Annotated in this window: 18 protein-coding genes; 12 read left to right on the plus strand and 6 right to left on the minus strand. The window is 61.2% G+C overall.

Features of this window, described 5'->3' with window-relative positions; translation table 11 throughout:
• Window positions 1–2 precede the first annotated feature (2 nt).
• Together PspS35_RS12870 and PspS35_RS12875 are read right to left on the minus strand one after the other, a co-directional pair.
• Window positions 3–332: a DUF6388 family protein gene (locus tag PspS35_RS12870; RefSeq protein WP_159935000.1), complete on the minus strand. Its 330-nt coding sequence runs from the start codon at window positions 330–332 to the stop codon at window positions 3–5.
• Window positions 333–356: 24 nt separating this feature from the next.
• Window positions 357–623, minus strand: a complete 267-nt coding sequence (locus PspS35_RS12875; RefSeq protein WP_159935002.1) for a hypothetical protein — start codon at window positions 621–623, stop codon at window positions 357–359.
• Window positions 624–929: 306 nt separating this feature from the next.
• On the opposite strand from PspS35_RS12875, the gene PspS35_RS12880 reads away from it, so the two are divergent.
• On the plus strand, window positions 930–3,005 hold the full coding sequence (locus PspS35_RS12880) for an EAL domain-containing protein (protein ID WP_159935004.1): 2,076 nt from the start codon (window positions 930–932) through the stop codon (window positions 3,003–3,005).
• On the opposite strand, the gene PspS35_RS12885 is transcribed toward PspS35_RS12880, so the two are convergent.
• The 3 genes from PspS35_RS12885 to PspS35_RS12895 are packed head-to-tail and all read right to left on the minus strand — an operon-like array spanning window position 3,002 to window position 6,276.
• On the minus strand, window positions 3,002–3,835 hold the full coding sequence (locus tag PspS35_RS12885; RefSeq protein WP_159935006.1) for a metal-dependent hydrolase: 834 nt from the start codon (window positions 3,833–3,835) through the stop codon (window positions 3,002–3,004). The two genes, PspS35_RS12880 and PspS35_RS12885, sit on opposite strands and share 4 nt — an antisense overlap.
• A 15-nt stretch (window positions 3,836–3,850) precedes the next feature.
• The gene (locus PspS35_RS12890; RefSeq protein ID WP_159935008.1) at window positions 3,851–4,741 is read right to left on the minus strand and encodes an SDR family NAD(P)-dependent oxidoreductase; all 891 of its coding nucleotides are present in this window, start codon (window positions 4,739–4,741) and stop codon (window positions 3,851–3,853) included.
• The gene (locus PspS35_RS12895) at window positions 4,738–6,276 is read right to left on the minus strand and encodes an NAD(P)/FAD-dependent oxidoreductase (RefSeq protein ID WP_159935010.1); all 1,539 of its coding nucleotides are present in this window, start codon (window positions 6,274–6,276) and stop codon (window positions 4,738–4,740) included. Before PspS35_RS12895 ends, PspS35_RS12890 begins: the two co-directional genes overlap by 4 nt.
• A 276-nt stretch (window positions 6,277–6,552) precedes the next feature.
• Between PspS35_RS12895 and PspS35_RS12900 the strand changes: the two genes are divergently transcribed.
• The 10 genes from PspS35_RS12900 to PspS35_RS12945 all read left to right on the plus strand — a co-directional run bounded on the left by PspS35_RS12900 (window position 6,553) and on the right by PspS35_RS12945 (window position 20,084).
• Window positions 6,553–7,542: an alpha/beta hydrolase gene (locus PspS35_RS12900; RefSeq protein ID WP_174244808.1), complete on the plus strand. Its 990-nt coding sequence runs from the start codon at window positions 6,553–6,555 to the stop codon at window positions 7,540–7,542.
• Window positions 7,543–7,836: 294 nt separating this feature from the next.
• Entirely contained in the window at window positions 7,837–9,117 is a 1,281-nt protein-coding gene (locus tag PspS35_RS12905) for an alkane 1-monooxygenase (protein WP_159935014.1), read from the plus strand.
• A gap of 113 nt (window positions 9,118–9,230) precedes the next feature.
• The gene (praA, locus tag PspS35_RS12910; protein ID WP_112195651.1) at window positions 9,231–9,725 is read left to right on the plus strand and encodes an alkane oxidation protein activator PraA; all 495 of its coding nucleotides are present in this window, start codon (window positions 9,231–9,233) and stop codon (window positions 9,723–9,725) included.
• 122 nt (window positions 9,726–9,847) lie between these two features.
• A complete protein-coding gene (gene praB, locus PspS35_RS12915) occupies window positions 9,848–10,342 on the plus strand; it encodes an alkane oxidation protein activator PraB (RefSeq protein WP_159935016.1) in 495 nt (164 codons plus the stop codon).
• Between the two features lie 132 nt (window positions 10,343–10,474).
• Window positions 10,475–11,932 (plus strand): outer membrane protein transport protein, encoded by a 1,458-nt coding sequence (locus tag PspS35_RS12920; protein WP_159935018.1) that lies wholly within the window; start codon window positions 10,475–10,477, stop codon window positions 11,930–11,932.
• A gap of 269 nt (window positions 11,933–12,201) precedes the next feature.
• On the plus strand, window positions 12,202–14,727 hold the full coding sequence (locus PspS35_RS12925; RefSeq protein WP_159935020.1) for an acyl-CoA dehydrogenase: 2,526 nt from the start codon (window positions 12,202–12,204) through the stop codon (window positions 14,725–14,727).
• Between the two features lie 89 nt (window positions 14,728–14,816).
• Entirely contained in the window at window positions 14,817–16,160 is a 1,344-nt protein-coding gene (locus tag PspS35_RS12930) for a 3-oxoacyl-ACP reductase (protein ID WP_159935022.1), read from the plus strand.
• Between the two features lie 3 nt (window positions 16,161–16,163).
• Complete coding sequence (locus tag PspS35_RS12935; protein ID WP_159935024.1) at window positions 16,164–17,054, plus strand: MaoC/PaaZ C-terminal domain-containing protein; 891 nt, start codon at window positions 16,164–16,166, stop codon at window positions 17,052–17,054.
• Complete coding sequence (locus PspS35_RS12940) at window positions 17,051–18,349, plus strand: acetyl-CoA C-acetyltransferase (RefSeq protein ID WP_159935026.1); 1,299 nt, start codon at window positions 17,051–17,053, stop codon at window positions 18,347–18,349. Before PspS35_RS12935 ends, PspS35_RS12940 begins: the two co-directional genes overlap by 4 nt.
• A 31-nt stretch (window positions 18,350–18,380) precedes the next feature.
• Window positions 18,381–20,084, plus strand: a complete 1,704-nt coding sequence (locus PspS35_RS12945) for an AMP-binding protein (RefSeq protein ID WP_159935028.1) — start codon at window positions 18,381–18,383, stop codon at window positions 20,082–20,084.
• 180 nt (window positions 20,085–20,264) lie between these two features.
• On the opposite strand, the gene PspS35_RS12950 is transcribed toward PspS35_RS12945, so the two are convergent.
• The gene (locus PspS35_RS12950) at window positions 20,265–21,380 is read right to left on the minus strand and encodes a Gfo/Idh/MocA family oxidoreductase (RefSeq protein WP_159935030.1); all 1,116 of its coding nucleotides are present in this window, start codon (window positions 21,378–21,380) and stop codon (window positions 20,265–20,267) included.
• A 307-nt stretch (window positions 21,381–21,687) separates the two neighbouring features.
• Between PspS35_RS12950 and PspS35_RS12955 the strand changes: the two genes are divergently transcribed.
• Complete coding sequence (locus PspS35_RS12955) at window positions 21,688–22,728, plus strand: YCF48-related protein (protein WP_174244870.1); 1,041 nt, start codon at window positions 21,688–21,690, stop codon at window positions 22,726–22,728.
• Window positions 22,729–22,734 lie beyond the last annotated feature (6 nt).

Genomic DNA, 22,734 nt, shown 5'->3' on the forward strand with positions numbered 1-22,734 from the left:
CGTCAACCTGCCAAATGATGCAGTTGGCAGTATTCGATCCAGCTTAGCCCCGCCATCTGAGCCACTTCCTTGTGGACTTCCAGGCGTTGGGTCTCATAGGCTTCGGCGGATTCTGCCGTCAGTTTGAGCGTCAATTCCCAGGCAAACACGCCTTGGCGCTCAGCTTCAGCCTCGAAGGCTTCATGCAGCCGTTCGGCGCGGTACTCTGCCAGGGTTTCGCCCTTGGCCCGGGCGGCCAACGGGTTCAGGCTGTTCAGGTCAGCGGCCACATCGGGGTGCTCGTTTAGGAATCGGTCCAGCGCAAGCTGGTGGGTATCGCCGGGTTGTGACAAAGGGGTGCTCCAAGTCGAATGTGATCAGGCGGTGTTACTGGGCCTTTGGCGAGCGGCATGGCGGCGGGCGCGTTTGCGTAACCGGCGCAGTATCCAGGCGCGTATCGGGTTGAGCAAAAACAATAACAGATAGGCGGCCAGAACCAAGGCGAGGTCCACCGAACTGTCACTGGTCGAGCCGGTGACATGCTCAATCGTGTCCTTGCCCAGCAGCAAGAGGGTCACGCCGCACACCCAAAGCAACAGGTTCAGGAGCCAGGGACGCATGTTCGTGGACAGCTTGTCTTGCATAGCGAGTGTCTCTCCTTGGTGCCTGCTACCTTCGCCAACAACATCCCTTGAGGCCTCGAACCTTGGTGTCGCCAGCCAAGTGCACACACAACACAGATAGTAGGTAGTGAAGCAGATTCTGGCATTTGCCCAGGCCAGAACATCCAATTATTGGGAAAGCCCAGGTCTTGCCCGCCAGCGCTGCGAAAAAACACCGACAGAGATGGCAAAAGGCTTTCGCTCCCGGTGCCAGGACGTGTAGCGTTAGCCTCGGTATTTTCGGCCCTGCCTTCCAGGGGCAGAAGGCGATGGGCAGAGGGACGGGTCATGGCGCAAACGCTGTTCAAACTTTTCCTCACGCAGCGTCTGGCCGCGTTGGCCCGTACCGAGTCGTTGCGCGCAATCCGCGAAGGGTTGCTATGGATCCTGCCGTGCCTGCTGGTGTCGGCGGGCTTTCTGATCCTGTCCGAATGCGCCAGGGCGCTGGGGTTCGACCCACAGCTCGTGGCCTTCCTGGCGGGGTTGCACAACCAGATCAGCTCAGTGATCCCGTTGTTAGTGGCGGCATCCATCGGTTACATGCTGGCGATTCAATACCGCCTGCCACATTTGCCCGTGGCATTCTTGTGCCTGGCCCACGTGGTGGTGGCGACCTTCATTCTGCGGGAATACCCCCGGGCCTCGGCCACCTTTGTCCTGTTTATCGCCATTGCCTCGCCGCTGCTGAATGTGCCGGCGATGGCCTGGTTGTACCGATACCGCTGGACCCGCCTGGTCAATGAGGATCTGGTCGGGCACAACCTGCGGGGTGCGATCAATATGGTGGTGCCGGGGGCGATCACCGCCCTGGCGCTGGTTGTGGTGCTGTCCTTGTTGTTGCAGATCCCTTATGTGGCACAACTGCAAGGCCCCCAAGTAGTTGGGGCCCTGGAGTCGCCCTATGGCAGCGGTTTGTTTGTGACCCTGATGAACTCGTTGCTGTGGTTCTTCGGGATCCACGGTGTGTACGCGATGCAGCCGCTGTTCGACGTGCTGGACCAGGCCGTGGTGCTCAACGCTACTGCGCTGGCGGCGGGTGAGCCGATAAAATATGCCTTGAACAGTGGTTTGCTGGGCAGTTTTGCCTTTATTGGTGGCTCGGGGGGCGCATTGTGCTTGTTGGTGGCAATCCTGTTGTTTTCCAAGAGCCAGTCCATGCGCCTGTTGGCGATGGCGAGCGTGCCGCTCTCGCTGTTCAACGTCAGTGAGGTGCTGCTGTTCGGCCTGCCGATTATCCTCAATCCACGCCTGTTCATTCCGTTTCTGGTGGTGCCCGCGATGAACGCGATGGTGGCGCTTAGCGTGGTGCAAATGGGTTGGGTATCCCCGGCGGTGGCCAGCGTACCGTTCACCGCACCGGTATTACTCAATGCCTACCTCAGTACGCACGGCGACTTGGCGGCCGTCGCGCTGCAAGTGCTGTTGTTGGGGTTGGGGACGCTGGTGTACGCCCCCTATGTGCGCGCGATTCATCGCCAGGCCGCCGAAGGTGGCACGGTGTACCTCAAATCCTTGGACATGACTTTCCGAGGCCTCGAAGAAAAAGGCCGGCTGCGGGAGCTGGACCCGGTGCTGGCGTCCCACACGTCCATGGCCCGCCAGGCCAATGAGCTGAGCCGTATCCAGCAGATCAGCGACTATGAGTTCTACCTCGAATTCCAGCCGCAAGTGTCGACCCGCACCGGGCTGTGTACCGGTTGCGAAGCCTTGATGCGCGCCCGTGACGCCCAGGGCAAGGTGCATTCACCGTGGGAATTCCTGCAATGGTTGGCGCACGCACGGTTGATGCCGGATGTGGATGTATGGGTGGCCTCACAGGCGGTTCGCCAGTATCAACGGTGGCAAAAGCTAGGCTTTGCCCTGCCGATGACCATCAACATTTCCAGCGCCACCTTGACCGATGCGGCGTATGGCGAACGACTCGTGGAAATCCTGGCCCAGGCCCATGGGCAGGTGTCGGTCGAAATTACCGAAGATGCCCTGATCAATGATATTCCGGCCACGCGCCAGACCATCCAGAAACTGCAGGCGTTGGGGGCCAAGGTTTATATCGATGACTTTGGCACCGGGTTCTCGGCCTTGAGCTACCTGCACCAGTTTCCGGTGGACTTCATCAAGATCGACCGCAGCTTCGTCGTCGCCCAACACGATCCCAAAGGCGCTCAGGTGCTGACCGGTATGCTGCGTTTTTGCGAGGCGCTGAACCTGGGCGTGGTGGTGGAGGGCGTGGAGACCGCCGAGCAGTTGGCCTTTTTGAACACCGGCCCCGAGTTGATTATCCAGGGTTGGTATTTCAGCAAGGCGCTGCCGGGCGATCAATTGGAAGGTTTTGTGCGTGAGCGCGAGGCCCTGGCAGAGAGTTAATAGCCCCGCTGGGTCTGTTCGATTTCCGCCAGCAAACCCTCGATGCCGGCTAGGCGCGCGCGGTTGTCGTGGTCCCAGGGGTGAAAGCCGGGTTTGAAGTAGTGCAGCCAGGGGCGCAGCATGCGTGGGAAAACCCCTTTGGGCCCGTACAGAAACTTCAACATCCGCCAGAACCCTTTGAGATGCCCCCCCGACGTGCGGTCGGCAATCAGCAGGCGTACGTGAAAGTCCAGCACCACCAGCCAGAAGAACACCGTGGTCGTCAGCATCGTCCCGGTGCGTAGCAGGTAGCGTCCCGGCCCTGGCTTGATCACGGTGTTCCACACATCAAACGCCACCGCCTTGTGTTCCGTTTCTTCCAAGGCGTGCCAATACCACATCTGTTGGTAGCCCTTGAGTGAGTCGCCGAAGCGTGACGGATCGCTGAGCAGGATTTCGGCGAGCATCGCCGTGTAGTGCTCAAGGGCGATGGTGATTGCCAGGTTAAAGGCGGGCGGACAGTGTTTTTTCTGCAGGTCGAGGATGAATTTGAGGCGACGGTCCAGGGTGTGCGCCGGCAGCCCCGCCGCTTGCATCAGGTCGTTATAGGCCACGTGTTCGCGGCTGTGCATGGCCTCTTGGCCGATAAAGCCCTGAATCTCTTTCTTCAGCTCCGGGTCGTCGATGCGTTGGCGGTAGTGGCGCACGCTGTCCATGAAAAACAACTCGCCCTGGGGAAACAGCAGCGACAGTGCATTGAAAAAGTGCGTGATGAACGGGCCCTGTTCGTGCCAGTCCTTGATGCGCTCGGCGGGCAGGGCAAAACGGAGGTCGCGGCGGATAGGCAGCATAGTGCGTACTCCTGTTCAAAGACGGGGTTCGTCGTTGGTTTCAAAGACCGGTCGGCGTTGCTTGGGCGCCATGCGTTTGCTGGCCAGTACCACCAACGCTTGATAGGCGGACGGCAGGCAGCGGGCGAGCAGGTCGAGCAAGTACGCGTCGCGACCGATCAGCACGCGGCGCTTGTTTTTGCGCACGCCTTGCAGGATCACTTTGGCGGCCTGGTCGGCATCGGTGATGAAGAGTTTTTCGAAGTCGGCGCGGGCCTGCTGTTCGCTGTGGATCAGGAACCCGGTCATGTTCGCGTCGATGCGGCTGCTGCGGCAGATGTCGGTACGGATACCGCCGGGGTGAACGCAGGTGGCCGAGACGCCGCAGCGCTGCAGGTCCAGTTCCTGGCGCAGGGCTTCGGTAAAGCCGCGCACGGCGAACTTGGTGGCGTTGTAACCACTCATGCCCGGTTGCGCGAACAGGCCGAACACGCTTGAGGTGTTGATCACATGGCCATCACCGCTGGCTTTGAGGTACGGCAGGAACGCCTTGGTGCCGTGGACCACGCCCCAGAAGTTGATGCCGACAATCCATTCCAGGTCGGCATAGTCCACGCCTTCCACCGTGCTCGACAGCCCCACTCCGGCATTGTTGAACACCAGGTTGACCTGGCCGTGCTCGGCGGCGCAGCGCGCAGCCCAGGCTTGCATCGCCTGGCGATCGGACACATCCAGCTCCTGGAGGGTGATCAGCACTGGCGACAGCGTTGAGGTCTTGATCAAGGCCAGGGTTTGCTCCAGGCCCTGGGCGTTTTTATCCGCCAGTGCCAGGTGGCAACCTTCTCGCGCCAAGGCCAGGGCCAGGGCGCGGCCCATGCCGGAGGCTGCGCCGGTGATGGCCGCTACGCGACCGTTGAATGATTTCATGACAGGCTGCCTTCTGCGCAGGGGTGGGGGGCTGTTGCAGGCCGGGCGGGCGCGTTGAGTGGCAATAAATCGACCACATAATCCTTGAGCGCAAACTGGCGGGTGACTTGTTTGAAACGCCAGGTCGAGCCCGGCCACAGGGTGGTGTTTTTGCCGGTACGTGGGTCGAGGTACCAGCTCTGGCAACCGCCGGTGTTCCAGATAGTGCGCTTGAGCTGGTCCTGCAAGTGGCGGTTGAAGGCTTGCTCCACCGCTGGCTTGACTTCCACCGTGGCGATGCCCTGGCGCTGCATCTGCTTGAGCGCGTCGAGGATGTAGGTCACCTGCGCCTCGATCATCAGGATCATCGAGTTATGCCCCAGGCCGGTATTGGGCCCGACGATCAGGAACAGATTGGGATAGCCCGGCACCGTGGTGCCTTTGTAGGCATGGGCGCCGTCGCGCCAGGCGTCCATCAGGTCCACACCATTGCGCCCGATGATGCAGTCACGGGGCAGGGGATCGGTGGCCTGGAAGCCGGTGCCGAAAATCAGGCAATCGGCCGGGTGCTTGATGCCGTCGGCGGTGATCACGCCGTCGGCTTCGATGCGCAGCACGTGGTCGGTGACCACCTCGACATTGCTGCGCGACAGCGCCGGGTAGTAGTCATTTGAGATCAGCACCCGCTTGCAGCCGATGGTGTAGTCCGGCGTCAGGGTTTTGCGCAGGGACGGACGGGCCACCTGTTTGTGCAGATGGCGCAGGGCGATTTTCTGCACCACTTTCATCAGCCGTGGGTGCAGGGCAAAGCCCACCACGCGGCCTTCCAAGGCCCAGTAAAACGCGCCACGCACCAGCCGCTGGGTGAAGGGCAAGTGCTTGAACAGCCAGCGCTCGAACGACGAAATCGCCCGGTCAGGCTTGGGCATGATCCACGGCGGGGTGCGCTGGAACAGGTCCAGGTGCGCCACTTGCGGCGCGATCTTTGGCACGAATTGGATGGCACTGGCGCCGGTGCCGATCACCGCCACGCGCTTGCCTTTCAAGGAGTAGTCGTGGTCCCACTGCTGGGAGTGGAAGCGTTTGCCCTTGAACTGCTCCAACCCTGGAATATCCGGCAACGCTGGGCGCGACAGGCCGCCCATGCCCGATACCAGCACCCGTGCACTGACGTTGCGGCCATCGCTGAAGCGCAATTGCCAACGCTGCTGCTGTTCATCGAACACCGCGTGCTCAAGGCCGTGGTTGAAGCGCAGGTATGGCGCCAATTCGAAGCGCGCGGCGCAGCGCTCCAGGTAGGCGCGGATTTCCGCTTGCGGCGCGAACTGCCGCGTCCAGTCCGGGTTGGGCGCGAAGGAAAACGAATACACATGGGACTGCACATCGCAGGCGCAACCCGGGTAATGGTTGTCCCGCCAGGTGCCGCCTAGGGTGTCGGCCTGCTCGGCGATAAAAAAGTCGCTGAAGCCGGCCTCCTTGAGCTTGATGGCCATGCACAGGCCGGCAAAGCCTGAGCCGATGATGGCGATGTCGATGGATTCACTGTGGGCATTCATAGGCTGTCCTTGATGGGCATCGGATGTGCTCCTGTTTTTGTTTTGTCTTTTAGATAAAACACCATTGCAAAGGAAAATTGAATTAATTATTTTAAAAAAGATTTTAAATAATCTACCTGAAAATATCGCCTACGCTAGGACCTTGTTTGGTATGCGTCACTTGTCCGACGGACGAGCACGGTATGCATGAGGTTCCGGTCCAGGGTGTGGACGGTGGCTGAGGTCTTGATCAATTCCGGTCGGGTCGCCAGCAACAGGGATGCAGAGGACCGAGCTATGGCTGTGGAGTGGGTTGCCGCTGCGGCGGGCGCAAGTGCGGTGTTATGGGGCTTTAGCGCCTGGATGACACGGCGCATCGAAGCCGCTGTCCCCATCAACGGGCGCTTTGTGGAGGTCGATGGCGAGCGCTTTCATTATGTAGAAGAGGGCAAGGGCCCGCCGTTGGTGATGATTCACGGGCTGATGGGCAGCAGTCGCAACCTGACCTATGCCTTGTCCGGCCAGTTGCGTGAGCATTTTCGGGTGATCACCCTCGACCGTCCGGGATCGGGTTATTCCACGCGACACAAAGGTAGCGCTGCGGACCTGCCGGCCCAGGCGCGGCAAATCGCGGCGTTTATCAAGGTGTTGGGCCTGGATAAACCCCTGGTATTGGGGCATTCCCTGGGCGGTGCGATTGGCCTGGGCCTGGCGCTTGATCATCCCAAGGCCTTATCGGGCCTGGTGCTGGTGGCGCCGCTGACCCATCCCCAACCCACCTTGCCGCTGGTGTTCTGGTCGCTGGCGGTGCGTCCGGCCTGGCTGCGACGCTGGGTCGCCCAGACGCTCACGGTGCCGATGGGCCTGTTGACCCGACGCTCGGTGGTCAAGGGTGTGTTTGCACCGGACACCGCACCCGAAGATTTCGCCACCCGGGGCGGCGGGCTGCTGGGCATGCGCCCCGACAACTTTTATGCCGCCTCCAGCGAGATCGCGCTGGTTAACGACTTCCTACCGGACATGGTCAAGCGCTACCCGCAACTGACCCTGCCCATCGGCCTGATCTACGGCGCACAGGACAAGGTGCTGGACTTTCGCAAACACGGCCAGGCCCTCGCCGACAAAGTGCCAGGGCTCAAGCTGCAAGTGGTGGAAGGGCGCGGCCATATGCTGCCGATCACCGCCACGGCGCGGGTGGTCGAAGCTGTGCTGTACGTCGCCAAGCGTGCGCGCCCAACGGGGACGGCCACCGTCCTGCATCCGCCCTTTGCCTTGGCGAACAAATAAGCGTGGCCCTCATGGCGGGGTCAAACGTCGCAAATGCTTGCCCTAGAGACCTTACCAAACGGCTGAAAAAGAGACTGCCCGGTCACGTCAAAAAGGCCTCGAAAAAGTAGTTGACGACCTAACGATTCCGCGTTATTTATTTAAAAAAATATTTCAATGTTTGTTTTGAAATGATTTTTGAAATGCCTAAGAGCGAATAAAAATGAAAAAAACGTCTTTTATCGCATGGTTGATTTCCCGGAGCCTTCAACGCTCCCTGAACCTGTTTTCCACCTCCCTGCCAAGGAGGCTGCCATGAACCAGACCCTGGCAGCGCCAAGCGTATGGACCGACGGCAAGCGCCACCTGTGGTGGTTGGGCATCATGCCGCTGGCCACCCCTCTGTTGTCCGGTTCACTCGCCATTGCCACGGGCATCCAGCAACTGTGGTGGGTCGGCGTGTTGGTCATCTTTGGCCTCATCCCACTGATCGACGGCCTGCTCGGCGAAGACGTGAGCAACCCGCCCGAGTCCGCCGTCAGCCATTTGGAAACCCAACGCTACTACCGTTGGATCGTCTACACCGGTGTGCTGTTGGTGATCTCGTCGGTAATCATTACCGGCTGGCTGGCCGCCGGCGGGATCGAATGGATCATCCAGGGTGGCCTGCTGCACGCCACCGCCAACCTTGACCCGTCCAACTGGCTGGTGCACGCCGCCGGTTACATCACCGACCGTACGCAACTGCATGGCGCACCGAGCTGGTTTACCTACCTGGGCATGGCCATGTCGACGGGTGCCGCCACCGGTATTGCCATCAACACCGCTCATGAACTGGGGCACAAGCCCAACGCTCTGGAAGTGTTCCTGGCCAAAGTCACCCTGGCGCCGACCTTTTACGGGCACTTCTACACCGAACACAACCGCGGTCATCACGTGCGCGTTGCCACGCCCGAAGACCCGGCCAGCTCGCGCCTTGGCGAGAGCTTCTGGGCGTTCCTGCCGCGCTCGGTGTGGTTCAGCGCGCAGTCGGCGTGGAACCTGGAGCGTGAGCGCCTGCGCAAACTCGGCCTGCCGGCCTGGCACTGGAAGAACGGCGTGCTCAGTGCCTGGATGTACAGCGTGGTGCTGTGGGGCGCGATGATTGCCTGGCTGGGGGCGGCAGTGATTCCGTTCCTGATTGTCCAGGGCGTGTACGGGTTCTCGCTGCTGGAAGTAGTGAATTATGTCGAACACTACGGACTTAAACGCCAGAAGTTACCCAATGGTCGTTATGAACGCTGTTCGCCGCGCCACTCCTGGAACAGTAACCGGATTGTCACCAATATCTTTCTGTTCCAGTTGCAGCGGCATTCCGATCACCATGCCAACCCCACGCGCAGTTATCAGTCGTTGCGTCACTTTGATGAGTCGCCGCAACTGCCCTACGGTTACGCAAGCATGATTGTCTGGGCCTATGTGCCGTACTTGTGGCGCCGGCGCATGGATCATCGGGTACTTAATCATTACGCCGGGGATATCACCCTGACCAATCTTCAGCCCTCACAACGCTTGAAGTATCTGGAGAAGTACAGCAACAGCGCCACGCCGTTCTGACATGCAGTAACTGTAAGTTGTGTACTCGGGGCCTTACATGCCGCGCAGGACGTTATCGCCCCGAGGAAGTGGTTTGACCCGAACAACAATAATTAAAGGGAAGGACGTACACCATGCAAACACCTGCCAAGTTCACTACCCATATTCTATTGGCTGCGCTGGGCCTGATTGCCTACCACCAGGCCCAGGCCGCACGCATCGAACCAGCCGGCAGCGCCTTTACGGCCCAAGGCCCGATCAGCTTCTCCAAAGGTGCGCTGATCAGTGCCGATTGCACCATCAAGGTGGCCGGCAAGGTCGCGGCGGATGGCACTTCGGTGAATGTCGATAAAGTTGAATTCGACGGCGGCCTCAAGTGCAGCCGGGTCGAAGCCATCAACTTGCCGTGGGTATTGATCGCCAAGGACACCCGCAGCGGTTCCATGTCAAATATCAGCGTTGATGTTCACGCCTTCGGCCTGGGCGGCAAGTGCGGGCCTTCTACGGCGGATGGCACGTGGGACAACGCCACCGGCAAGTTGGAAGCCGCCAATGTACCGATTGGCGAAGACTGCAAGATCAAGACGGTGTCGATCAAGATGCCGCCGAACTTCAAAGTTGTTGAATAACGTGCAGCGGTAATTGAATTGAGATTTGGCTGGAAAGGGAAGTTCTGCAGTTTCACCGTGACCTCTCGTTCATGGCCATTACCCCCTGGCGAATGACTCGCCATTACATGTGAGGAAAAACAATGAAAAGCTTTAAAACTCTCGTGTCGTTGACTGCTCTGACTGTTTGCATGGGTGCGGCGTCCATGGCGAACGCTTTCAGCATCTCTCCGGTGAGTACCAGTTTCACCGCCCCCGGCACGATTTCGGTGAAGTCGCCATCCTCCTTCCAGGCAGCGGTTAACTGCGGCGCAACCTTTACCGGAAACGTCGATGCGACTGGCGTTGCAAAAATCACCAGCGTGTCGATTACCGGTGGTGGCCTCTGCGCGCTGCCTAAGATCACCGGTTTGCCTTGGACCCTGACCGCCACGGCAGCCGCCGCTGGCAACGTCACCAATGTGGGTTACACCATCGCCAGCACCTTCCTGTACCCAGCCTCCAATTGCGGCCCGTCCACCATCGCCGTGGGTTACAGCGGCGGTGTACTGACCGCCTCCAACCAGACCCTGGCCGGTAGCTGCACCGTGGTGAGCCTGAGCGTCACTCCGACCCCTGCACTGACCATCGTGCCTTGATCAGGGGCTGAGAACGCAGGGTTGATCACCCGTTGAAAACTGGCGCCTGTACCAGGCGCCAGTTCAGAAATTGCCAGGCCGCAAGACGAACCGGCCATGCCGGCTCAAAGAGAGAACAATAAGGAGTGCCGCATGAATAATAAGAAACAACATGTGCAGGTTTTGCTGGGGCTGGCGTTGATAGGCGGGGTGATGGTTGCCGTGCCTGTCCAGGCTGGCGGCTTTTCAACCCCCACCTTCGGCGCACCAGGATGGGGGCGCGCGTTTGCGGGCGGTTCACTGTTCAAGAACGACCCCAGTTCGGCCTTCAACAACCCGGCGGCGATGGCCTTTGTCGAGCACAACGTGGCGCAATTCACGGTCGACTACGCACGCATCAAAATCAAATACAAAGGCGAGGCCAATGATTACCTGGGCAACCCGACCTCCAATACGCCCATAGGGTCTGATGGTTTCCCGGACCTCTCTGCGACCACGGTGAACAACAATGATGGCGGCCAAGGGGGGTTCACAGCCTGGTTGCCGACGGGCTTCATGGTCATGCCGCTTGGGGATCGGTTCGCTTTCGGCTTGAGTCAAGTCGTGCCGCAAGGCATGCGTTCGACGTGGAACCAGGACTCCAAATTTCGCGATTTCGCCGTTGATACCAAGATCGAAACCGTGGGGTTGACCGGATCGCTGTCGTTTAAGGTGAATGATCAGTTCTCTGTCGGTGGCGGGGTGATCGTTCAGCACACCAAGGGTTTTGTCAGCCAGAACATCGATTTGTTGGCGGCAGCGGCGGTTTCCCAAGATCCGATCCTCGGTAATATCGACTTGCCATCAGGCGTGGGTGACGCATTGATACGGGTCAAGGTCGACAATATTTCCACCGGCTGGTTTACCGGTCTGACGTGGAAGCCCACCGATAAAGACACGCTGGGCATCAACTATCACGCCAAGATCAAGAACAAGCTGACGGGTAAGTACACCATTCGTGCGGACGCTTTCTCTAATAACTTGATGACGGGCACGAATCCGTTCACTGGCAGCGGGACATTGGTTGGATCCGCCTATCCGGGGCTGGAACTGTTTCCCGACGGCGCCCACGCCAGCGTACAACTGGATATTCCCGCCACTATCGGCTTGGACTGGGTACACCAGTTCAACGATCGATTCACTATGGGTGTGAGTGCGGTACAGACCAAGTGGTCGTCGTTCAAAAACCTGACGCTTGAGTCCAGGGGCTCAGAGATTGTCTCTATCCCCTACAAATATCGCGACGTCTGGATGCTCTCCATTGGCGGTGATTACCGCGTGACCGACGAGTTGACCTTGCGTGCCGGTGTGGCGCTTGACCAGACACCTACTCGCAACTCGACCCGTGACCCGCGGATTCCGGATGGCGATCGGACCTTCTTGTCGCTGGGTGCAGGTTACGAGGTAAAAGCCATCAAGGGCTTGAGTCTTGACGCCGCTTACTCCCACCAGTTCGTGGAGGAGGTCAAGCTGAAGACCCAGAACGTCGATCGCCTCGGGGGCGCGAGCCTCAATGGTAAAGCCGAGTCCTCTGGGGATGTGGTGAGCCTTTCGGCTACCTACGCTTTCTGAGGTTTCACGCGGGGTGATGGAAGAGGGCACCAAGCGCATCTTGCTGCCTTCGCCCAGCCGTTCATCCTCAACCCCGTGCAGGGTTTGTTTTAAATGTTGATTGATCAGGCTGACCCGTTCAGCCGCTGTTTTTTCGCCAATACATTAAATAAAAATTTCAAAACAAAATTTGAATATTGTTTTCCAAGTTTGTAGTGTGGCTTTACGCTTCAGCTCATCCATGCGCCGTCGCGTCGTCGCCGTACCCTGAATCGAGTAGAGGTATCCCCATGATTATCTGGTTATTGGTGGGTTTCGCAGCCGCGATTGCCCTGGCGTATCGACAAGCTGCCGCCACCCTGTGGTTAGGCGCGGGTTTGATTTGGCTGGCGCTGGGCTACGTGTTCAACGTGGTGGCAGGCTTGGGTGTCTGCGTCGCGGCGCTGCTGGTAGTAGCACCTGCGCTGCTGATGACAATCAAGCCCCTGCGCCGCACCTTGCTTACCAGCAAGGCCCTCGGCCTGTTTCGCACGATCATGCCGGCGATGTCCGACACCGAGCGTGCGGCCATCGAGTCTGGCACCGTGTGGTGGGACGCCGAGTTGTTCAGCGGTAAACCTGACTGGCAACGCCTGCTGCAAGCCGCACCGGCGAGCCTGAGCGCCGAGGAACAAGGCTTTCTCGACAACGAAGTGGAAACCCTCTGCGACATCGCCAACGACTGGGAAACCACCCAGGTCTGGCAGGACATGTCCCCCGAAGGCTGGCAGTACACCAAGGATGCCGGGTTCCTCGGCATGATCATTCCCAAGCAGTACGGCGGCAAAGGCTTCTCCCACTATGCGCACTCGCAAGTGGTGATGAAGCTGTCGACGCGCTGCTCGGCGGCGGCGATTTCGGTGATGGTGCCCAACTCTTTGGGCCCGGCCGAGCTGCTGCTGCATTACGGCACCGACGCCCAGCGCAATTACTACTTGCCACGCCTGGCGCGGGGTGAAGATATTCCGTGTTTTGCGTTGACCAGCCCGTATGCCGGCTCGGATGCAGGTGCGATTCCAGACCTGGGCATCGTCTGCAAGGGCATGCACGAGGGCGAAGAAGTGCTGGGTTTCAACGTGACCTGGGACAAGCGCTACATCACCCTCGGTCCCATCGCCACCGTGCTGGGCCTGGCGTTTCGTGCCGAAGACCCGGATGGCTTGCTGGGTGCGAAAGGTTCGCTGGGCATCACCTGTGCGCTGATCCCGACGTCCCATCCCGGCGTGAACAGCGGTCGTCGTCACTGGCCGCTCAACGCCGTGTTCCAGAACGGCCCGACCACCGGCAAGGATGTTTTCATCCCGCTTGAATGGGTGATCGGCGGCCGCGAGCAAGTCGGCAACGGCTGGCGCATGCTGATGGAATGCCTGGCCGCAGGCCGCGCGATTTCGTTGCCGTCGGCCAATGTCGGCCTGGGCAAGGTTGCGGTGCGTGGCACTACGGCGTATGCCGCGATGCGCAAGCAGTTCGGCCTGCCCATCGGCAAGTTCGAAGGGGTGCAGGCGCCGCTGGCGCGCATGGCCGGGCATTTGTATGCCTGCGATGCGGTGCGCAAGGTCTCGGTGGCGTCCCTGGATGCCGGTGAAAAACCCTCGGTGATCTCGGCCATTGCCAAATACCACGTCACGGAGCGTGCGCGGATCATCGTCAACGACGGCATGGACATCGTCGCCGGCAAGGGCATCTGCATGGGCCCCAATAACTTCCTGGCCCGCGCCTATCAGCAAAGCCCCATCGCCATCACGGTGGAGGGCGCGAACATCATGACCCGCTGCCTGATCATCTTTGGCCAGGGCCTGATCCGTTGCCACCCCTATGTGTTCCGCGAGATGGAAGCGGCGCGCAACCCGGACCGGCGCAAGGCCCTGGAAGACTTCGACAGTGCAATGTTCGGCCATGTGAGTTTCGTGCTGGCCAACACCGTAAGGGCAGCGGTGCATGCCCTGACCGGCGGCCGGCTGATTTCCGCCCCGGCCAAGACCGACCCGGCGCTCGCGTCCTACTACCGCCAGGCTAACCGGCTGTCGGTGGTGTTGGCGTTGATCTCGGACGTTTCCATGGGCGTGCTGGGCGGTGCCCTCAAGCGCAAGGAAAGTATCACCGGGCGCCTGGGCGATATTCTCTCGCAGCTGTACATCCTGTCCTGCGTGCTCAAGCGTTTCGAGGATGACGGCCGGCCCCAGGCCGACCTGCCGCTGGTGCACTGGTCAGCCCAGGATGCGCTGTTGCGGGCCCATGAAGCCCTCGCCGAAGTGCTCGAAAACTACCCCTCGAAAACCGCCGCCGTGGTGGTGCGGGGCCTGACGTTCCCATTCGGAATCCCGCTGCGCAAACCCTCGGATCGCCTGCTGGCCCAGGTGGCCGATGTGGTGCAGACCCCTGGCGAAACCCGCGACCGGTTGCTGGCCAATTCCTACATTCCACGTCCGGAGATCGACAAGCTGGCGTACGGAGAGTTGGGCTTGCGTCTGTTGCCGCAGGTGGAACTGGTCGAAGCGCGGCTCAAGCCTGCCATCAAGCAAGGCTTGCTCGATCCAATGCCCATCTCTGCCACGGCCTTCACCACCTGGCGCGTCAAGGCCAGGGCGCTGGACCTGATCAGCGACGACGAAGACGCCTTGCTTGCACGCTACGTGGAATACGCCGACCACGGCATTCAGGTGGACGACTTCCCCCAGGACTTCGGTTTGCTGGAGGCGTTGCAGCAGCGCAAACAGGCGCTGGAGCCGGCCCCCAAACGCCGCAGCAGCCAAGGCGAAAACGCCTCGGTCAACTAGAACAATCGCGGTCAGTGTGGGAGGGGGCTTGCCCCCTCCCACAAGGAGCGGGGTCACAGTTCAAGACAGTGTTGTGAGTGGATCTATCTATGAGTGACAGCTACCTATCGTTCGTCAATTCCCCTTGGGGCCGGCGCCTGGCGCAGGCGGTCGGTTTGCCGCAACCGCTGCCGTTGCAACGCTATCGCAGCGGTCAACCAGGCCTGGCCAACCCGGTGATTATCGCCGGGGCAGGGCGCCTGACCGCTCAGGTACAACGCCTCTTCAGCAGCACCGATACCGTCGCCGCGACCCCGGCGACGCTCAGGGCGCCCTCGACGGTCAAGGTGCAGGGCGCGGTGTTTGATGCCAGCGCTGTGGTCGACCTCAAACAGTTGGATGAGCTTTACGAGTTCTTCCACGCCAATGCCAAGCGCCTTGGCCAGCACGCTCGCGTGGTGGTACTGGGCACGGCGCCGGAGCATTGCCAGGACTTGCCCCAGGCCATCGCCCAACGCGCCCTTGAAGGTCTGGTGCGCTCGCTGGCCAAGGAACTGCGCCGGGCGATCACCGTGCAGTTGCTCTACGTGGCACCGGGCGCCGAACAGTCGTTGGACAGCAGCCTGCGTTTCTTCCTGTCACGCCGTTCGGCCTATGTGTCTGGGCAAGTGGTGCGCCTGGAACAGCCGGTGGACGGCCACAACGCGTTTGGCTGGGACACACCCTTCGCCGGCCGACGCGCCCTGGTCACCGGCGCGTCCCGTGGCATAGGTCTGGCCATCGCCCAGGTCCTGGCGCGTGATGGCGCCCATGTGGTGTGCGTGGATGTGCCCCAGGCCCAGGACGCGCTGCAACAGGCCGCCGCCAGCGTCGGCGGCTCCGCGTTGCCGTTGGACATCACCGCGCCGGATGCCGCCTCACTGTTGCTGGCCCATGTCGGCCAATACGGCGCCTTCGATGTGGTGGTGCACAACGCTGGCATCACCCGTGACAAGACCATCGCCAAGATGCCCGAAGCGGCGTGGCGCAGTGTACTGGCCGTCAACCTCGAAGCGCCGGTGCACCTGAGCAACGCACTGCTGGACAACCAGGGGCTTAACCCGGGCGGGCGCATCGTGTGCGTGTCATCGATTTGCGGCATTGCCGGCAACCTCGGGCAAAGCAACTACGCCACCTCCAAGGCCGGTGTGATCGGCCTGGTGCAAGGCCTGGCACCCCGTGCAGCGGCGCAGCAGGTGACGGTGAATGCGGTGGCGCCAGGGTTTATCGAGACCCAAATGACCGCAAAAATCCCGCTGTTGATTCGTGAAGCGGGGCGGCGCATGAACTCCATGAGCCAGGGCGGGCAACCTATGGACGTGGCCGAAACCATCGCCTGGCTGGCTCACCCGGCGTCGGGCGCGGTCAATGGCCAAGTGGTGCGTGTGTGCGGCCAAAGCCTGCTGGGAGCCTGAGCCATGGACTATGTGACCCAGATTGTCGACCCACCTCCATCGCGCACCCAATTGCTGCTGGACGGCGTGCGGGCCCTGCGCAAACCCAAGCTCGACGGCGCGCCGGCATTGCCCACGGCGCGGTTGGTACGTTCGGCGGTGCAGTTGTCTGCCGCCGGCATTGGCGCCTACGGCCGTGCCTGCGGGTTTCGCCGTGAGCAGGGCGTGCCGCTGTCCTATCCCCATGTGCTGGCGTTCCCGCTGCACTTGATGCTGCTGACCCGGCCGAGCTTCCCCTACCCGGCCAGCGGCATGGTGCACCTGGCCAATCGCATTCGTCAGCACCAGCGCCTGCACGAAGGCCACGCCTTGCGCCTGGAGGTGTATGCCGAGCGCTGGGTCGCCCATCCCAAGGGGCAGGCGCTGAGCATCGCCACCCGCGCCTACAGCGCCGGCACCCTGGCCTGGGAAAGCGACAGCCTGTACCTGCGTCGCGACGTCAAAGACCCGGTCGGCGAGCTTTGGGACGACGCGTTGCCGTTGCAGGAAGACGGTTTGCTGCGCAGCCAACGCTGGGTTTTGCCCGCCGATCTGGGCCGACGGTTTGCCAAGGTCTCGGGGGATTTCAACCCGATCCACACCTCAGTGATCGGCGCGAAACTCTTCGGCTTTCGCCGCGCCATCGCCCACGGCATGTGGACCTTGGGCCGTGCGCTGGCCGCCCAGCAACCGCCCGGTGGGTTGGACCAGGCCCAAGCCGATTGCGATTTCAAGTTGCCGATCTTCCTGCCCGGCCAGGTCGCCCTGTGGAACCACCCCGCGAGCGGCCCGCGCCGTGAGTTCGAAGTGCGCAATTTCGCCGGCGACCGGCCGCACATGCGCGGGCTATTTATCTGGAATGAGACCCTTCGATGAGTGACTACAGCTTCAACCCGGCCCCGACCCGCCGCGTGGCGATCATCGGCGGCAACCGCATTCCGTTCGCCCGCTCCAACACCGTGTATGCCCACGACAGCAATCAGGACCTGCTGGTGGCGGCGTTGCAAGGCCTGGTGGACCGCTACAACCTGCATGGCCAGCGCCTGGGCGAGTTCGCCGCGGGCGCGGTGATCAAGCACTCGCGGGACTTCAACCTGGCGCGTGAATCGCTGCTGTCCACCACCTTGTCCCCGGACACACCGGCCTACGATGTGCAACAAGCCTGCGGCACCGGCCTGGAAGCGGCCTTGCTGGTGGCGAATAAAATCGCCCTGGGCCAGATCGACGTGGGCATTGCCGGGGGCGCCGATACCACCTCCGATGCGCCCATCGGCATCAATGAATCCCTGCGCCACACCTTGCTCGCGGCCAACCGCGCCAAGGGCCTGGGCGACAAGCTCAAGACCCTCTTGAAGGTGCGGCCGTCGATGTTCTTCAAGCCGCTGCTACCGCGCAATGGCGAGCCGCGCACTGGGTTGTCGATGGGTGAACACTGCGAAGAAATGGCCAAGCGTTGGCAGATCAAGCGCCTGGCCCAGGATGAACTGACCCTCACCAGTCATCAGCGGCTGGACGCGGCATATAAACGTGGCTTCTTTGACGGCCTGATCAGCCCCCATCGCGGCCTGGCCCGGGACAACAACCTGCGGGCCGATGCCAGCCTGGAAAAACTCGCGGGCCTCGCCCCCGCCTATGACCGCCAGAACGGCACGCTCACGGCGGGCAATTCCACGCCCCTGACCGATGGCGCCTCGGTGGTGCTGCTGGCCAGTGAGGAATGGGCCGCTGCCAACGGCTGGCCGGTGCTGGCCTACCTGCGCACCGGTGAAACGGCCGCGGTGAATTTTGTCGACGGCACCGAAGGCCTGCTGATGGCGCCGGCCTATGCCGTGCCGCGCATGCTCAAGCGTGAAGGTTTGAGCTTTGCCGACTTCGATTTCTTCGAGATCCATGAAGCCTTTGCCGCCCAGGTGCTGTGCACCCTCAAGGCCTGGGAAGACGCCGACTACTGCCGCGAGCGCCTGGGTCTGGACGCGCCGCTGGGGCCCATCGACCGTACGAAAATGAACGTCAATGGCGGCTCCCTCGGCTGCGGCCATCCGTTCGCTGCCACCGGTGGCCGGCAACTGGCGGCGCTGGCCAAAATCATCCACGAAAACGGCGGCGGGCGCGGCCTGATTTCGATCTGCGCGGCGGGCGGGCTGGGCATTACCGCCATTGTCGAAAAGTAGCGCCAACCACAATAACAACAAGGAGACTGCCATGAACGCTATCAGCCTGGAACACACCGAACGGGTGTGGTTGAACGCCTACCTGCCCGGCGTCCCGGCAGACATCGATGCCGCCATCGAGGATTACCCTTCGTTGCGGGAAGTCTTCCTGGAGCACCTGGAGAAATTCCGCGAGCGCGTGGCCTATGTCAGCATCGGCACCGAAATGACCTACGCCGACTGGCAGGTCCAAGGCATTGCGTTTGCCGCATGGCTACAAGGCCAGGGTGTGCAGCCGGGCGACCGCGTGGCGCTGATGATGCCCAATTGCTTGCAGTACCCGATCTGCCTGCTGGGCACCATCCTGGCCGGTGCGGTGGTGGTCAACGTCAACCCGCTGTACACCGCCCATGAACTCAAGCACCTGCTCAAGGACAGTGGTGCCGAAACCGTGGTGATCTTCGAGAACTTTGCCCACACCCTGGAGAAAGTCGTGGCCGGCAGCAGCGTCAAGCGCGTGGTGATCGCGGCCATCGGTGATCTGCTCGGTACCTTCAAGGGCGCGGCGATGAATTTCATCCTGCGCCGCGTGCAAAAGCAGGTGCCGGCATTCACGTTGCCGGGTTCGGTGCGCTTTAACCAAGTATTGAAACAGGGGCGGGCGCTCAACCATTTCCCAGTGAGCATGGCTCTCGATGACTTGGCCTTCCTGCAATACACCGGCGGCACCACCGGCGATGCCAAGGGCGTGATGCTCAGCCACCGCAATATCATCGCCAACCTGCTGCAAGCCAAGGCCTGGGTCGGTGATCAACTGGATCAGGACAAACAAGAGACCAACGTCACCTTGCTGCCGCTGTACCACATCTTTTCCCTGACGGTGAATTGCCTGATGTTCATGTGCCTGGGCGGGCGCAACATCCTTATCGCCAACCCACGGGACGTCAAGCGGGTGCAGATGATCCTGCGCAAGGAGCGCTTCAACGGCATTGCCGGAGTCAACACGCTGTTTAACGGTTTGTTGGAAAACAAGGAGTTCTGCGCGCGGGACTTTTCCGACCTGCGCATGGTGATCGCCGGCGGCATGGCCACCCACACCGCCGTGGCCAAGCGCTGGAAGGAAGTCACCGGGCTGCCGATCATCGAAGGGTACGGCCTGACCGAATGTTCGCCGGTGGTGAGCATCAGCCCCATCGATATCGCCCGCATGCGCGAGATGGAATTCACCGGCAGCATCGGCGTGCCGTTGCCGTCGACCTGGGTGCGTTTTGTGCGTGAGGACGGAACACTGGCGGCTATCGGCGAGCAGGGCGAACTGCAAGTGCGCGGGCCCCAAGTGATGCAGGGCTACTGGAAACGCCCGGAGGCCACCGCCGAAGTGCTCGATGCCCAGGGCTGGTTGTCCACCGGCGATATCGGCGTGATGGACGAGCGCGGTTATATCCGTCTGGTGGACCGCAAGAAAGACATGATCCTGGTCTCGGGTTTCAACGTGTACCCCAATGAAATCGAAGACGTGGTCGCGCTGCACCCAGGGGTAGGGGAAGTCGCGGCCATTGGCGTGGAAGACGCGGTGACTGGTGAGAAGGTGAAGATCATCGTGGTGCGCAAGGACCCGAACCTGACTCAGGAGCAGATCCTTGCCCATTGCCGCGAGTACCTGACGGGGTACAAGGTGCCCAGGTATGTGGAATTTCGCACCACTGAATTGCCCAAGACCACCGTGGGCAAAGTACTGCGCCGGGCGCTGCGCTGATTTAAATGTGCACGTGATCCAAATGTGAGAGGGGGCTTGCCCCCGACAAGCCCGCTCACCACAGAGTTATGTGTCAGCCTTTAAGAGTTGTGTAGAGACCTATGCTCCGCTAGCGGTGCATCAGCTAAAAAATATGCTGGCTGATACTCCGCCATCGCGGGCAAGCTCCCTCCCTCATTTTCAAACCGTGCCCACTTTTACCCAGCGCTCCTCGACGGCCGCCACGCGAATCGCCGTCGCCAGCCGCTCAACTTCCCACGCGCCTTCAAAGTCAGTGCCATCCGCGCCCTGGCCCGCCACGGCCATGATCAACTCTTGCACTTCCAGGGTCTTCAACTCGTTGTAGCCCAACTGATGCCCCGCCGCCGGGCTGAACGCCGCATAGCCGGGCAGGGCGGGGCCGGCCAGCAGGCGTTGGAAACCGTCCTGGCCGACTCGGCACAGGCGCAGTTCGTTCAAGCGCTCCTGGTCGAACGCCAAGGTGCCTTTGGTCCCGCTGATCTCGAAACTCAAGTGGTTCTTGTAGCCATGCTTGAGCCAACTGCTGCTCACCGTGCCGCGCGCGCCGTTGGCGAAGCGCAACAGGGCATGTACCTGATCGTCCACGGCGATAGGTTTCAGCTCGCTGCTACCTTTGACCGCCGGGCGTTGGGCGTGGACGGTCTGGGTATCGGCGCACACGCTGACCACATCGCCGACCAAGTAGCGCGCCATCGACAGCAAGTGGCTGCCCAAGTCGGCGAGCGCGCCGCCGGCATGTTCCACTTCGCAGCGCCAGGACCACGGTGACGCCGGGTCGGCCATGAAGTCTTCGCTGAACTCGCCCTGGAAGCTGATGAGTTCACCCAACTCGCCATTGGCAATCAATTGTCGCGCCAAGGTGATCATCGGATTGTGCTGATAGTTGTAGCCCACTCGCGTGACCACTCCCGCGGCACTGGCGGCGCGGCGCATGGCGTCGGCCTGTTCCAGGCTGACCGCCAGGGGTTTTTCGCAATACACCGCTTTGCCGGCAGCAATCGCGGCCATGGCCATGGGGTAGTGCAAATGGTTGGGCGTGGTGATGGCGACGACATCGACCTTGGGGTCGTTGATCAGCGCTTGCCAGTCACCATGGGCCTGGGCAAACCCCCAGGCCGTGGCGCAGCGCTGGGCGCGTTCGGTGTCGGCATCGGCCAGTGCCGCCAGTTTAAGGGTGACTGGCAGTTCGAATACCGCCCGGGCATTGTTGAACGCCAAGGCATGGGCGCGGCCCATGAAGCCTGTGCCGATCAAGCCGATTCCGAGTTCACGCATAGCCGTGGTCCTTTGGATTATTGTTTTCAGGAAGTGTATTAATGGAATAAAAATTCCCATAATTCAATAGATGGAATAAAAATTCATTCCGCCTTCCGCAATCAGCCTGGCGAATACGGCTATATTCACCACGTGGCCAAAAGCCGCCAGTTAACAAAAGATAACGTACCGCCGATTGTCAGACGATTCCAAAGCCCGATAGGATGGCCGCTGCTTCCTTCAAGCGCTCTAGATTGCAGGTTTCAGAGCCCGGGAAGGCAAGACCTAACAATAATAAATGGGAGAAAGGTCTATGAGTGAGCCTGTCATGGGTTGGGTTGTTTGCCGCCCACGCGCCGCACGCAAGGTTGCGTTGCTGGCCACAGCGCTCTCGTTGCTGGCCGGGGCCGTGTTGGCGACACCGGTGCTGGCAGCCAGCGATACCCCCGCAACGCCAGCGTTTGCGATTGAATCCCCCAAGGCCGCTAAAGGCCTGATGATCGACGTGGTGCATGCCGGAAAACGCCTGGTGGCGGTCGGTGATCGCGGGCATATCCTCTATTCCGATGACCAGGGTGCTAGCTGGGTCCAAGCCAAAGTCCCCACCCGCCAATTGCTCACGGCGGTGTTTTTTGTCGACGACAAACAAGGCTGGGCGGTTGGCCACGATGCGCAAATTCTCGCCAGCAGCGACGGCGGCGCCACCTGGACCCAGCAATATCAAGACCTCAAGCGTGAAGCGCCATTGCTCGATGTGTGGTTCAACGACGCCAGCCACGGCCTGGCCGTCGGCGCCTACGGTGCGTTGGTCGAAACCACTGACGGCGGCAAAACCTGGGCCGACGTCAGCGACCGCCTCGACAACGAAGACCAGTTCCACCTCAACGCCATCGCCCACATCAAGGACGCTGGCCTGTTTATCGTGGGCGAGCAGGGCAGCATGTTCCGCTCCAGCGACGACGGCCAGACCTGGGAAAAACTCGAAGGCCCTTACGAGGGCTCGCTGTTCGGCGTAATCAGCACCGCCCAACCGCAGACCCTGTTGGCCTACGGCCTGCGCGGTAACCTGTACCGTTCCACGGATTTTGGCAGCACCTGGGAGCAGATCGAATTGAATGCCACCCGCGGCGCCCTGGAGTTTGGTTTGTCGGGCGCGACCGTGCTGGAGGACGGCTCAATCGTGGTGGTCGGCAACGGCGGCAGCGTGGTGGTCAGCCACGACGATGGCCAGACCTTCAGCGTGTTCAATCGCCCGGACCGTATTTCACTCTCGTCGGTCACGGCGGCGGGCAATGGCAACTTGATTCTGGCCGGGCAGGGTGGCGTTCGTGTATCGACGCCCACTGGTGCCGAGCTCGTAAAACAATAAGAAGGC

This window comes from Pseudomonas sp. S35, from assembly GCF_009866765.1.
Classification (GTDB): Bacteria; Pseudomonadota; Gammaproteobacteria; order Pseudomonadales; family Pseudomonadaceae; genus Aquipseudomonas.